Here is an 11,709-nt window from a genome sequence, read left to right on the forward strand (position 1 = left end):
TGCAGAATTCTGTGCCCTTGCGGGCCGGACGACTAGCCGCCGCCGATGGCGTGTACGACTTCGACGCTGTCGCCGTCGTTCAGCGTGGTATCTGCATGCTGGCTGCGCGGGACGATATCCAGATTGAGTTCGACCGCCACCCGGCGTCCGGTCAGTTCCAGACGGGTCAGCAGGGCCGCAACGGTTTCACCGTCGGGCAGTTCAAGGGATTCGCCGTTCAACTGAATGCGCATGCCGGATGCCGCCATCATTTTTAGGGGCTGGCATTCTAGCCCGATCAGTCTTGGCGACCCAAGCCATTCGTCATGAAATGGACCACCCGGTCAGCTCAACCGCCAGGCGGCAATCCCCAGGCACAACCAGCCGACCAGAAATGCCAGCCCGCCGAAGGGGGTGATGATCCCGAGCTTGCTCACGCCGGTCATGGTCAACAGGTACAGACTGCCGGAAAACAGCAGGATGCCGACGACGAACGATGCACCCGCCCATGTGATCAGGCGACCGGGAACCTGCGTGGCCAGCAGCGCAACGCCCAGCAACGCCAAGGTGTGCACCAACTGATAGGTCACGCCGGTGTGGAAAATCGCCAGGTACTCGGGCGTCAGGCGGCTTTTCAAGCCGTGGGCGGCGAACGCGCCAAGGGCAACGCCGGTGAAGCCGAAAAAAGCGGCCAGCATCAGAAAGCCACGCAGCATGAAGAACTCCAGTCAGACTCGATCCACAGGGTCTGTATAATGGCCCGCTCAACGGGTTCGGCCAAGCCATCTCTATGCTGCGTTTATTTTTGCGACGATTCACGAAGGCACTGCTCTGGTTCGCGGGTGGCAGCGTATTGCTGGTGCTGATCTTTCGCGTGGTACCGCCACCGGGAACCACGTTGATGGTCGAGCGCAAGGTCGAATCCTGGTTCGACGGCGAGCCCATCGACCTGCAACGCACCTGGAAACCCTGGGATGAAATCTCCGATGACCTGAAAGTCGCGGTGATTGCCGGCGAAGATCAGAAATTCCCGGAACATTGGGGCTTTGACTTTGGCGCGATCCAGGCCGCACTGGCCCACAACGAACTCGGCGGAACGATTCGCGGCGCCAGCACCCTGAGTCAACAGGTCTCGAAGAATCTGTTTCTGTGGTCCGGCCGCAGCTGGCTGCGCAAAGGCCTGGAAGCCTGGTTTACCGGGCTGATCGAAGTGTTCTGGCCCAAGCAGCGAATTCTTGAGGTGTACCTCAACAGTGTCGAGTGGGATGACGGTGTGTTTGGCGCTGAAGCAGCAGCCAGGCATCACTTTGGCGTCGGCGCTCGTTCGCTGTCTCGCCAGCAGGCCAGCTTGCTGGCTGCGGTGCTGCCGAACCCGCGAGTGTGGAGTGCCAGTCATCCGACTAGCTACGTCGCACGGCGAGCGGGATGGATTCGACAGCAGATGAGTCAGCTCGGTGGCGACAGCTATCTGGTAGGGATCAATGATTCACGCCGCGCGCCTTGGTCCCAATAACACTGCAAATCCCCTGTGGGAGCGAGCCTGCTCGCGATAGCTATTGATCATTCAATATTTATAGCGACTGACCTGACGCCATCGCGAGCAGGTCGAATCGTCGCACCGTCGCTCCCACATTGGTTTATGGTGATTCAGGAAAAATGGGTACAAATAAAAACGCCCCGATCAATGATCGGGGCGTTTTTTTATGCCTGAGCTGCGGTTAGGCGGCGATCGACAACTTGAGTTTGTTCATCGCGCTCTTCTCGAGCTGACGAATACGCTCGGCCGACACGTTGTACTTCTGCGCCAGGTCATGCAGCGTGGCTTTTTCTTCCGCCAGCCAGCGCTGGTAGAGGATGTCACGGCTGCGGTCGTCCAGCACCTCAAGCGCTTCATGCAGGTTGTGGTTGGAGTTGTCGCTCCAGTCGGCATCTTCCAGCTGACGCGCCGGGTCGTACCGGTGGTCTTCCAGATAGTTGGCCGGCGATTGGAAAGCGCTGTCGTCGTCCGCTTCCGCAGCCGGGTCGAAGGCCATGTCATGGCCGGTCAGGCGACTTTCCATCTCACGCACTTCCCGAGGCTCTACACCGAGGCTTTCCGCCACACGGTGAACTTCCTCGTTGTTCAGCCACGCCAGACGCTTCTTCTGGCTGCGCAGGTTGAAGAACAGCTTGCGCTGGGCCTTGGTGGTCGCGACTTTCACGATCCGCCAGTTGCGCAGGATGAATTCGTGGATTTCCGCCTTGATCCAGTGCACTGCAAAAGACACCAGGCGCACACCCATTTCCGGGTTGAAGCGCTTCACCGCCTTCATCAGGCCGACGTTGCCTTCCTGGATCAGGTCAGCCTGAGCCAGACCGTAGCCGGAATAGCTACGGGCGATATGTACAACAAAACGCAGGTGGGCGAGCACCATCTGCCGAGCCGCCCCCAAATCCTGCTCATAATAGAGACTCTCGGCCAGTTCACGCTCCTGCTCCGGCGTCAGCAATGGAATGCTGTTCACCGTGTGCACATAGGCCTCCAGGTTCGCACCCGGGACCAGAGCATATGCAGGTTGCAAAGAATTGGTCATACGAAAAAACCTCCGACTTACATAACTCGTGCAGTTCAGCACTGCGAAAATTGACCGGAAACCAAAAGACAAGTTCCCATAAACGCTGAAAGGTCAATACGAGCAAAATGATACTACTTAGGCGCAAGCTCCCTCAGGTGGCGAGCGACTGCAATCCATGCACCGATATACCCCAACAGCACCGCGCCAAGCAAGAGAGACAGACCGTCGGCAACTGGCACTCCGGCCAGCGCAAAATCACTGCCGTACAAACCGGCCAGCCCAACCACCGCGTCGTTCAGCCAATCAAGGCCGAACGCCAATACGCCCCAGGAAAGAATCCCCGCACCGAAGCCATAAAGCGCACCCATGTACAGAAAGGGCCTGCGCACATAGCTGTCAGTGCCGCCGACGAGTTTAATCACTTCTATCTCTGTGCGGCGGTTTTCAATATGAAGACGAATGGTATTGCCTATCACCAAAAGTAATGCAGAAACCAGAAGCACGGTCAGACCGAAGACAAAACGGTCACCCAGCTTGAGAATGGCTGCCAGACGCTCGACCCAGACTAGATCAAGTTGCGCCTGTTGTACCTTGGGCAACTCGGAAAGTTTTTGTCGTAATGCTTCAAGGGCTGGCTTATCGACCTCATTCGGCGTCACCAAAACCACGCCCGGCAGCGGGTTTTCCGGCAGTTCCTTGAGCGCCTCGCCCAGACCGGATTGCTGCTGAAACTCTTCCAGCGCTTGATCGCGGCCGACATATTCAGCATCAGCTACGCCAGGCATCCCCTTGATCTGCTCGCGTAACGACTCGCCTTCAGCGGGGCTGGCCTCGATTTGCAGGTACAGGGAAATCTGCGCCGCACGCTGCCAGGAACCGCCGAGACGCTCGACGTTACTTAGCAAAAGTGACAGGCCCATCGGCAAACTCAGGGCCACCGCCATCACCATGCAGGTGAAGAAGCTACCGATGGGCTGCTTGCCCAAACGACGCAAGCTATCGAGCAGGCTGGCGCGATGACTCTCGACCCAGGCACGAAACAGCGTGGCGAAATCCGGGCCGTCATCATCGTCGCGTTTTTTCTTCTGCGGCTGCTGGTCGGCGGCCTTCGGGGCCACGCGCTCGGAAACCTTGGGGCTGCGTGTCGCACTCATACGCCGGCCTCCCCGTCACCGATCAATCGACCGCGCTGCAGGGTCAGCATGCGGTGGCGCATGCGGGCGATCAGTGCCAGGTCGTGACTGGCAATCAGCACGCTGGTGCCCAAACGGTTGATGTCTTCGAACACGCCCATGATTTCTGCCGCCAGACGTGGATCGAGGTTACCGGTCGGTTCGTCCGCCAGCAGCAAGGCCGGGCGGTGAACGATGGCGCGGGCGATGCCGACACGCTGTTGCTGACCGGTGGACAGGTCGCCAGGGTACAAGTCGGTCTTGTCCGACAGCGCCACGCGCTCAAGCGCCGAATCCACGCGTTTGGTGATCTCGGCCTTGGACAACCCAAGGATCTGCAAGGGCAGCGCGATGTTGTTGAACACCGTGCGATCGAACAACAGCTGGTGATTCTGGAACACCACGCCGATCTGCCGACGCAGGTAAGGAATCTGTGCGTTGCTGATGGTGCTCAGGTCTTGCCCGGCCAGCAGCAATTTGCCGGTGGTCGGACGCTCCATCGCCAGCAGCAGGCGCAACAAGGTGCTTTTACCGGCCCCAGAGTGGCCGGTCACAAACAAAAACTCGCCCCGACGGACTCGAAAGCTCAGCTCATGCAAGCCGACGTGGCCGTTCGGGTAGCGTTTACCGACCTGTTCGAAACGAATCATGAACGCTCCCGCTCGGCAAACAGTGCCTGGACAAAGGGTTCTGCTTCAAAAGTACGCAAATCATCGATGCCTTCACCGACGCCGATGTAGCGAATCGGCAAGCCAAACTGCTTGGCGAGGGCGAAAATCACCCCGCCTTTGGCGGTGCCATCGAGCTTGGTCAGCGCCAGGCCGGTCAGTTCGACGGTCTGGTTGAATTGTTTGGCCTGGCTGATCGCGTTCTGCCCCGTACCGGCATCAAGCACCAGCAGCACCTCGTGAGGCGCGTCGGCGTCGAGTTTGCTGATGACCCGGCGAACTTTCTTCAGCTCTTCCATCAAATTGTCTTTGGTGTGCAGGCGACCGGCGGTGTCGGCGATCAATACGTCGATGCCACGGGCCTTGGCCGCTTGCACGGCATCGAAGATAACCGAAGCCGAGTCCGCGCCGGTGTGCTGGGCGATGACCGGGATCTTGTTGCGCTCGCCCCAGACCTGCAATTGTTCGACGGCGGCGGCGCGGAAGGTATCGCCGGCCGCGAGCATGACTTTCTTGCCTTCGAGCTGCAGCTTCTTCGCCAGTTTGCCGATGGTGGTGGTCTTGCCGGCACCGTTGACGCCGACGACCAGGATGACGAACGGCTTGGTCTGCGAGGTGATTTTCAGCGGTTGCTCGACAGGCTTGAGCATTGCCGCCAGTTCCGCTTGCAGGGATTTGTACAGCGCATCGGCATCGGCCAGTTCTTTGCGAGCGACCTTCTGGGTCAGGCGCTGAATGATCACCGAAGTCGCCTCGACGCCGACATCGGCGGTCAGCAGGCGGGTTTCGATGTCTTCGAGCAGCTCGTCATCGATGATCTTCTTGCCCAGGAACAGGCTGGCCATGCCTTCGCCGATGCTGGCGCTGGTCTTGGACAAGCCTTGTTTCAGGCGGGCGAAGAAACCGGCTTTGGTTTCTGCGGTACGCGCGGGCTCGGCAGGCGTTTCAACGGGAACGACAGGTGCGGCGGCAACAGGAGCTACGGGAGCGACGACCGGCGCAGGCGCCTGAGCAATCGGAGCAACGAGTGCGGGCACCACAGGCTCCGGAACAACCGGTTCAGGCTCGGCCACCACCACTGGCGCGACAACCGGCTCAACCACTGGCGCTTGAACGGGCTCAGGAACAAACGCAGTCGGCGCTGGAATCGGTGGCGTAACGTGCGGCGCCAGCTCATCTTCGACCAATGCCACCGGCTCTTCCGCCACTGGCAACGTCAGCCATGGCTCGGCAATGGGCGTGAGCGGCACCTGGGCCACGACTTCGGCGACGGCGTCGGGCTCAGGCTCGGTGACCGGTTGCAACACCGGCTCGGCGATCGGCAAGACAATCGGCGTAAGCTCTTCTTCTATTACCGGCGCAGGCGTGGGCTCAGGAAGTGGCTGTGGCTGTTCGACGACGGGTTCCTGCGGCTTTTTGCGCAGCCATCCGAACAGGCTTTTCTTCTCGCCAGCCGCAGCTGGGGCTTTCTTGTCGTCGTTGGAACCAAACATGGAGGACGGCTATCTCACGGTAGCGACGCGCCAAAGGGCGCCTCGGCAAATAAATATTCGATGCAGAACAGACTGCGATTGACCCAGCTTGTTCACGCGCAACATTTTGTCGAAGTGCAAACAGCACCTCAAAGGTCGACTAATACGAAGGACTGGAACGGCATCGTCGGCGAAAACGCAGAGTTTAGCTGACAAACTCAAAGCTTCCGCCGCAAACTCAAACAACCTGCTGACCGATCAAAGGCCTGATAGGCGTGGCCGCCAGTAAAACGGATCAGTATCCTAGCACCTCCTCGCCCGCCTAGGCTAAGACCAAGCGGGCAGCCCCAAAGGTTTAAAAACGAATGAATGCTCTAGCCCGCCGCGCTGCAGGCCTGCTGCTCAGCACAGTTTGTCTGCCCCTCTCGGCCCTGGCTGCCGATCCACAACCCACCCACGAATTCACCCTCGATAACGGCCTGAAGGTCGTCGTGCGCGAAGACCATCGTGCGCCGGTGGTGGTTTCCCAAGTCTGGTACAAGGTCGGCTCCAGCTACGAGACCCCCGGTCAGACCGGCTTGTCCCACGCCCTGGAACACATGATGTTCAAGGGCAGCGAAAAAGTCGGCCCCGGCGAAGCCTCGCTGATCCTGCGCGACCTCGGCGCCGAAGAGAACGCGTTCACCAGCGATGACTTCACGGCGTATTACCAAGTGCTGGCCCGCGACCGTCTGGGCGTGGCCTTCGAGCTGGAAGCCGACCGCATGGCCAGCCTGCGCCTGCCGGCCGACGAGTTCGCCCGCGAGATCGAAGTCATCAAAGAAGAACGTCGCCTGCGCACCGACGACAAGCCGATGTCCAAGGCCTACGAACGTTTCAAGGCCATGGCCTACCCGGCCAGTGGTTACCACACGCCGACCATCGGCTGGATGGCTGACCTGGACCGCATGAAAGTCGAAGAGCTGCGCCACTGGTACCAATCCTGGTACGTGCCGAACAACGCCACGCTGGTGGTGGTGGGCGACGTGACCCCGGACGAGGTCAAAACCCTGGCCCAGCGCTACTTCGGCCCGATCGCCAAACGTGATGTGCCGCCAGCGAAAATCCCGATGGAGCTGGCCGAGCCCGGTGAGCGCCAGATTACGCTGCATGTGCAGACCCAACTGCCAAGCCTGATGCTGGGCTTCAACGTGCCAAGCATCGCCACCACTGAAGATAAACGCTCAGTCAACGCCTTGCGTCTGATCTCCGCCCTGCTCGACGGCGGCTACAGCGGACGTATCCCGACACAACTGGAGCGCGGCGAAGAGCTGGTCTCTGGCGGTTCGTCGAGTTACGACGCCTATACCCGTGGCGACAGCCTGTTCACCTTGTCGGCAACGCCCAACACCCAGAAAAACAAAACCATGGCTCAGGCTGAAGCTGGCCTGTGGAAGCTGCTCGAACAGCTGAAAACCACCGCGCCGTCCGCTGAAGAACTGGAACGCGTCCGCGCGCAGGTCATCGCTGGCCTGGTTTACGAGCGTGACTCGATCACCAGCCAGGCCACCGCAATTGGCCAACTGGAAACCGTCGGCCTGTCCTGGAAGCTGATGGACACCGAACTCGCCGAGCTGGAAAGCGTGACTCCGGAAGATATCCAGAAAGCCGCCAAGCTGTATTTCACCCGCGAACGTCTCAGCGTCGCCCATGTATTGCCAGAGGAGACGACTCATGAGTGAGCGTAAAAAACCGCGCCTGGCGCTGATTGGCCTGATCGCTGTCGCCTTGATCGGGTCTGCCGCGTTCTACTTCTCGAAGACCGACGATTCCAAGGCCAGCGAAGCCCTCGACAAGGCCAAGGCCAGCCAGAAACTGCAATCACTGGCCGAGCTCGATGGCAAAGCGCCAAGCCACCGCACCCTGGACGTGCAGACCTGGAAAACCGCCGAGGGCGCCAAGGTGCTGTTCGTTGAAGCCCGGGAGCTGCCGATGTTCGACATGCGCCTGATCTTCGCCGCCGGCAGCAGCCAGGACGGCGACGCACCTGGCCTCTCCATGCTGACCAACGCCATGCTCAACGAAGGTGTAGCCGGCAAAGATGTCGGCGCCATCGCTCAGGGCTTCGAAGGCCTGGGCGCAGACTTTAGCAACGGCGCATTTAAAGACATGGCCCTGGCTTCCCTGCGCAGTCTCAGTGCCGCGGACAAACGCGAACCGGCGCTGAAGTTGTTCTCTGAAGTCATCGGCAAACCGACATTCCCGGCCGATTCCTTTGCGCGCATCAAGAACCAGATGCTCGCCGGCTTCGAGTACCAGAAGCAGAACCCGGGCAAACTCGCGAGCCTGGAGCTGATGAACCGTCTGTACGGCGATCACCCGTACGCGCACTCCAGCGACGGCACAGCGAAAACCGTTCCGGCGATCACCGTGGCGCAACTGCGCGCGTTCCATGAGAAAGCCTATGCGGCTGGCAACGTGGTGATTGCGTTGGTGGGCGACCTGTCTCGCACCGAGGCCGAAGCGATTGCCGCACAAGTCTCCAGCGCGTTGCCGAAAGGCCCGGAGCTGGCGAAAATCCCTCAGCCGGAGGAACCGAAGGCCAGCATCGGTCACATCGAGTTTCCGTCCAAGCAGACCAACCTGATGCTCGCGCAATTGGGCATCGACCGTGACGACCCGGACTACGCGGCACTGTCCATGGGCAACCAGATCCTCGGTGGCGGTGGTTTCGGTACACGACTGATGAGCGAAGTGCGCGAAAAGCGCGGCCTGACTTACGGCGTCTATTCGGGTTTCACCCCGATGCAGGCCCGCGGCCCGTTCATGATCAACCTGCAAACCCGCGCCGAGATGAGCGAAGGTACGTTGAAACTGGTGCAGGATGTGCTCGCCGACTACCTCAAAACCGGCCCGACCCAGAAAGAACTCGACGACGCCAAGCGTGAACTGGCCGGCAGCTTCCCGCTGTCTACCGCCAGCAACGCCGATATCGTCGGCCAACTCGGCGCCATGGGTTTCTACAACCTGCCGCTGAGTTATCTGGATGATTTTATGCGCGAGTCCCAGAGCCTGACGGTCGAGCAGGTCAAAACCGCACTGAACAAACACTTGAGCACGGACAAAATGGTCATCGTCAGCGCTGGCCCGACCGTGCCGCAAAAGCCGTTACCGGCCCCAACTGATAAACCTGCCGAGCAACCGCTCGGGGTTCCGGAGCATTAATGGCCACTCGTCCTAAAAAACCCGTACACAACGTGCATAACGGCGTGAACCAACTGCGCATCATCGGCGGTGAATGGGGCAGCCGAAAGCTGAGCTTCCCGGATGCACCGGGCCTGCGTCCGACCCCGGACCGGGTGCGTGAAACCCTGTTCAACTGGCTCGCGCCTTATGTCGCTGGCGCCAAGGTTCTGGACCCGTTCGCCGGCAGCGGCGCATTGTTCCTCGAAGCCTTGTCCCGTGGCGCGGCCATGGGTCAGGCGCTGGACGCCAGCAACATCGCGGTCGCCAGCATCAAGGAGCATCTGGGCACGCTGCGCTGCACCACCGGCCAGATTCAGACCGCCGATGCCCTGCGCTATCTGGAAACCCAGACAGCGACTGCGTACGACCTGGTGTTCCTCGATCCGCCGTTCAACCAGAACCTGTTGCCAGGCGTTTGTGCATTACTTGAAGAGCGTCAGTGGCTGGCCGACGAAGCCTGGATCTACACTGAAAGCGAGAATGCGCCATCGAGCCTTGGCTTACCAGGCAACTGGCGCCTGCACCGGGAGCAGAAATCCGGGCGGGTGTATTACGCGCTGTGGCAACGTATGGCAGAGATTGCCGGTTAATCAACCGGCCTGAAAAAGGTGCGCGCCTCAAGCGAGGCTCGCACCGCTGCATCGAGAACCATCGTGCCCCATTTGCCAGAACGTTTCACCCCCGCCTTCGGCCTCGGCAACCCGCACTTGCAAACCTTGTGGGGACCGCTGTGGCGCAAAACCACACACATCGAACGCCAGCGCGAACGCTTGTGGCTTGAGGATGGCGACTTTCTCGACCTCGACTGGCACGGCCCGCACAGCGTCGAGGCGCCACTGGTGCTGGTATTGCACGGGCTGACCGGCTCTTCAAATTCGCCTTACGTGGCCGGTATGCAAAAAGCGTTAGGTGCCCAAGGCTGGGCCAGCGTCGCACTGAACTGGCGCGGCTGTTCGGGCGAACCGAATCTGTTGCCGCGCAGTTACCACTCCGGCGTCAGTGAAGACCTCGCCGAAACCATCAAACACCTGAAAGCCCAACGACCGCTCGCGCCGCTGTATGCGGTCGGCTATTCCCTGGGCGGCAATGTGTTGCTCAAGCACTTGGGCGAATCCGGCAGCAACAGTGGCGTGGTCGGTGCGGTGGCGGTGTCGGTGCCGTTTCGTCTTGATCAATGCGCCGACCGTATCGGCCAGGGTTTTTCGAAGTTCTATCAGGCGCATTTCATGCGGGAGATGGTCGCCTACATCAAGAACAAGCAACGCCAGTTCCAGCATGACGGGCGCGAGGATGGTCTGGCGGCATTGGCCGCGCTGGGTTCACTGGAGAACTTGCGCACGTTCTGGGATTTCGATGGCCGGGTCACCGCGCCGCTGAACGGTTTTGCCGATGCCGAGGATTACTATCGCCGCGCTTCGAGTCGCTATTTCCTTGGCGAGATTCGTACGCCGACCCTGATCATTCAAGCGGCCGATGACCCGTTTGTCTTTCCTCATAGCCTGCCGCAAGCCGACGAATTGTCCGCCTGCACTCAATTCGAGCTACAGACCAAGGGGGGGCATGTCGGCTTCGTCGATGGCTCGTTCAGGCAACCGGGTTACTACCTGGAACGCCGCATCCCGCAGTGGCTGACCGCTGTGGGTCGCCAGTAAGGCCATGGGCGTCGATCAGGGCGAGTCGATCCGATTCTGGCAAACAGCACCGTTGGCCGGCGTCGAGCTATTGTCCGCGCGCTACATCGAACACCGTTTCGCACCCCATGTGCATGACGGCTACGTGATCGGCATGATCATGGCCGGCGCCCAGCGTTATCGCTATCGCGGCGCCGAACACCTGGCCGGTAGCGGTACGCTGGTGCTGATCAATCCGGACGAACTGCACACCGGTCATAAAGGCACCGAGGATGGTTGGTTGTATCGGGCGTTCTATCCGGACAGCGGTCAGATTCTGTCGCTACTCGATGAGTTGGAACTGCCGACCAACAACTTGCCGGTGTTCGGCGCGACGCTGTATCGCGATCCGGATCTGGTGAAGGGTTTCTGCCAACTGCATCGTCTACTGGAAAGTCCGTCCACGGCCCTGCAACAACAAACGGTCTGGCGGGAAATGATGCTGTTGCTGCTGCAACGGCACGCGACCGTGCCGATTGCCGGCAAGCCGGGCAAGGAACATCGGGCGGTGACGCTGGCCAAGGATTTGCTGCAAGCACAATTGGCGACGCCGCCTTCGCTGGAAGAACTGGCCGCGGCGGTCAACCTTTCGCCCTTCCACTTCGCCCGGGTGTTCCGCCGCGCCACGGGCATGCCACCGCACACCTGGCTGATGCAGCAGCGCATCGCTCGGGCGCGGGCGTTATTACAGAACGGTTGTTTGCCGCTGGAAGTGGCGACGCAGCTGGGGTTTGCTGACCAGAGTCATCTGAGTCGGCAGTTCAAGCAGGTTTACGGTGTTGGGCCGGGCGCGTATCGCAGCGCCCGCTTACGGTGATATCTCAACGCATCAATTGCCCCCTGTGGGAGATTCTATGGTTGAGGGAAAGCCCTCAACTGGCTTTTGGCTGATATTCGCTTTGCCCTTTCAGCAAGGCGAATACCACCCGAGCAAGCTTGCGAGCCAGCATCACCAGCGCCTGAGTGGT

The 11,709-nt window shown here is 60.3% G+C and carries 12 protein-coding genes and 1 pseudogene; 6 read left to right on the forward strand and 7 right to left on the reverse strand.

The features are described from left to right. Window positions 1-32: 32 nt before the first annotated feature. Together thiS and KGB03_RS26210 are read right to left on the reverse strand one after the other, a co-directional pair. Complete coding sequence (gene thiS, locus KGB03_RS26205; protein WP_008026157.1) at window positions 33-233, reverse strand: sulfur carrier protein ThiS; 201 nt, start codon at window positions 231-233, stop codon at window positions 33-35. Between the two features lie 90 nt (window positions 234-323). Beyond that, window positions 324-695, reverse strand: coding sequence for a DUF423 domain-containing protein (locus KGB03_RS26210; RefSeq protein ID WP_223529895.1), 372 nt, complete (start codon window positions 693-695; stop codon window positions 324-326). Between the two features lie 74 nt (window positions 696-769). Between KGB03_RS26210 and mtgA the strand changes: the two genes are divergently transcribed. Next, window positions 770-1,492 carry a monofunctional biosynthetic peptidoglycan transglycosylase gene (gene mtgA / locus KGB03_RS26215; RefSeq protein WP_218536693.1) on the forward strand — a complete coding sequence of 241 codons (723 nt, stop codon included), beginning with the start codon at window positions 770-772 and terminating at the stop codon, window positions 1,490-1,492. Window positions 1,493-1,697: 205 nt separating this feature from the next. On the opposite strand, the gene rpoH is transcribed toward mtgA, so the two are convergent. The 4 genes from rpoH to ftsY all read right to left on the reverse strand — a co-directional run bounded on the left by rpoH (window position 1,698) and on the right by ftsY (window position 5,867). Next, window positions 1,698-2,552 (reverse strand): RNA polymerase sigma factor RpoH, encoded by an 855-nt coding sequence (rpoH, locus tag KGB03_RS26220; protein ID WP_007897890.1) that lies wholly within the window; start codon window positions 2,550-2,552, stop codon window positions 1,698-1,700. Between the two features lie 113 nt (window positions 2,553-2,665). Further along, the gene (gene ftsX, locus KGB03_RS26225) at window positions 2,666-3,688 is read right to left on the reverse strand and encodes a permease-like cell division protein FtsX (RefSeq protein ID WP_008152652.1); all 1,023 of its coding nucleotides are present in this window, start codon (window positions 3,686-3,688) and stop codon (window positions 2,666-2,668) included. Beyond that, entirely contained in the window at window positions 3,685-4,356 is a 672-nt protein-coding gene (gene ftsE / locus KGB03_RS26230) for a cell division ATP-binding protein FtsE (RefSeq protein ID WP_056738938.1), read from the reverse strand. The genes ftsX and ftsE overlap by 4 nt, the downstream gene beginning before the upstream one ends. Then, entirely contained in the window at window positions 4,353-5,867 is a 1,515-nt protein-coding gene (gene ftsY / locus KGB03_RS26235; RefSeq protein ID WP_223529902.1) for a signal recognition particle-docking protein FtsY, read from the reverse strand. Before ftsY ends, ftsE begins: the two co-directional genes overlap by 4 nt. 344 nt (window positions 5,868-6,211) lie before the next feature. On the opposite strand from ftsY, the gene KGB03_RS26240 reads away from it, so the two are divergent. The 5 genes from KGB03_RS26240 (at window position 6,212) to KGB03_RS26260 (ending at window position 11,558) form a co-directional block, all read left to right on the forward strand. Next, entirely contained in the window at window positions 6,212-7,567 is a 1,356-nt protein-coding gene (locus tag KGB03_RS26240; RefSeq protein WP_218536690.1) for a M16 family metallopeptidase, read from the forward strand. Further along, window positions 7,560-9,050, forward strand: coding sequence for a M16 family metallopeptidase (locus tag KGB03_RS26245; protein WP_218536689.1), 1,491 nt, complete (start codon window positions 7,560-7,562; stop codon window positions 9,048-9,050). Before KGB03_RS26240 ends, KGB03_RS26245 begins: the two co-directional genes overlap by 8 nt. Next, complete coding sequence (gene rsmD, locus KGB03_RS26250; protein WP_033060498.1) at window positions 9,050-9,661, forward strand: 16S rRNA (guanine(966)-N(2))-methyltransferase RsmD; 612 nt, start codon at window positions 9,050-9,052, stop codon at window positions 9,659-9,661. The genes KGB03_RS26245 and rsmD overlap by 1 nt, the downstream gene beginning before the upstream one ends. A 63-nt stretch (window positions 9,662-9,724) precedes the next feature. After that, window positions 9,725-10,723: a hydrolase gene (locus KGB03_RS26255; RefSeq protein WP_218536687.1), complete on the forward strand. Its 999-nt coding sequence runs from the start codon at window positions 9,725-9,727 to the stop codon at window positions 10,721-10,723. 4 nt (window positions 10,724-10,727) lie between these two features. Continuing rightward, complete coding sequence (locus KGB03_RS26260; RefSeq protein ID WP_223529905.1) at window positions 10,728-11,558, forward strand: AraC family transcriptional regulator; 831 nt, start codon at window positions 10,728-10,730, stop codon at window positions 11,556-11,558. Window positions 11,559-11,613: 55 nt separating this feature from the next. On the opposite strand, the pseudogene KGB03_RS26265 reads toward KGB03_RS26260, so the two are convergent. Further along, window positions 11,614-11,709, reverse strand: a pseudogene (locus tag KGB03_RS26265) (IS110 family transposase); the annotation flags it as partial.

The organism is Pseudomonas sp. BF-B-26, from assembly GCF_019956495.1.
Classification (GTDB): domain Bacteria; phylum Pseudomonadota; class Gammaproteobacteria; order Pseudomonadales; family Pseudomonadaceae; genus Aquipseudomonas.

What these genes read in the sequence shown, in the direction of transcription:
- thiS (WP_008026157.1), bottom strand. Translation starts at nt 233, where the DNA reads ATGCGCATTCAGTTGAACGGCGAATCCCTTGAACTGCCCGACGGTGAA.
- KGB03_RS26210 (WP_223529895.1), bottom strand. Translation starts at nt 695, where the DNA reads ATGCTGCGTGGCTTTCTGATGCTGGCCGCTTTTTTCGGCTTCACCGGC.
- mtgA (WP_218536693.1), top strand. Translation starts at nt 770, where the DNA reads ATGCTGCGTTTATTTTTGCGACGATTCACGAAGGCACTGCTCTGGTTC.
- rpoH (WP_007897890.1), bottom strand. Translation starts at nt 2,552, where the DNA reads ATGACCAATTCTTTGCAACCTGCATATGCTCTGGTCCCGGGTGCGAAC.
- ftsX (WP_008152652.1), bottom strand. Translation starts at nt 3,688, where the DNA reads ATGAGTGCGACACGCAGCCCCAAGGTTTCCGAGCGCGTGGCCCCGAAG.
- ftsE (WP_056738938.1), bottom strand. Translation starts at nt 4,356, where the DNA reads ATGATTCGTTTCGAACAGGTCGGTAAACGCTACCCGAACGGCCACGTC.
- ftsY (WP_223529902.1), bottom strand. Translation starts at nt 5,867, where the DNA reads ATGTTTGGTTCCAACGACGACAAGAAAGCCCCAGCTGCGGCTGGCGAG.
- KGB03_RS26240 (WP_218536690.1), top strand. Translation starts at nt 6,212, where the DNA reads ATGAATGCTCTAGCCCGCCGCGCTGCAGGCCTGCTGCTCAGCACAGTT.
- KGB03_RS26245 (WP_218536689.1), top strand. Translation starts at nt 7,560, where the DNA reads ATGAGTGAGCGTAAAAAACCGCGCCTGGCGCTGATTGGCCTGATCGCT.
- rsmD (WP_033060498.1), top strand. Translation starts at nt 9,050, where the DNA reads ATGGCCACTCGTCCTAAAAAACCCGTACACAACGTGCATAACGGCGTG.
- KGB03_RS26260 (WP_223529905.1), top strand. Translation starts at nt 10,728, where the DNA reads ATGGGCGTCGATCAGGGCGAGTCGATCCGATTCTGGCAAACAGCACCG.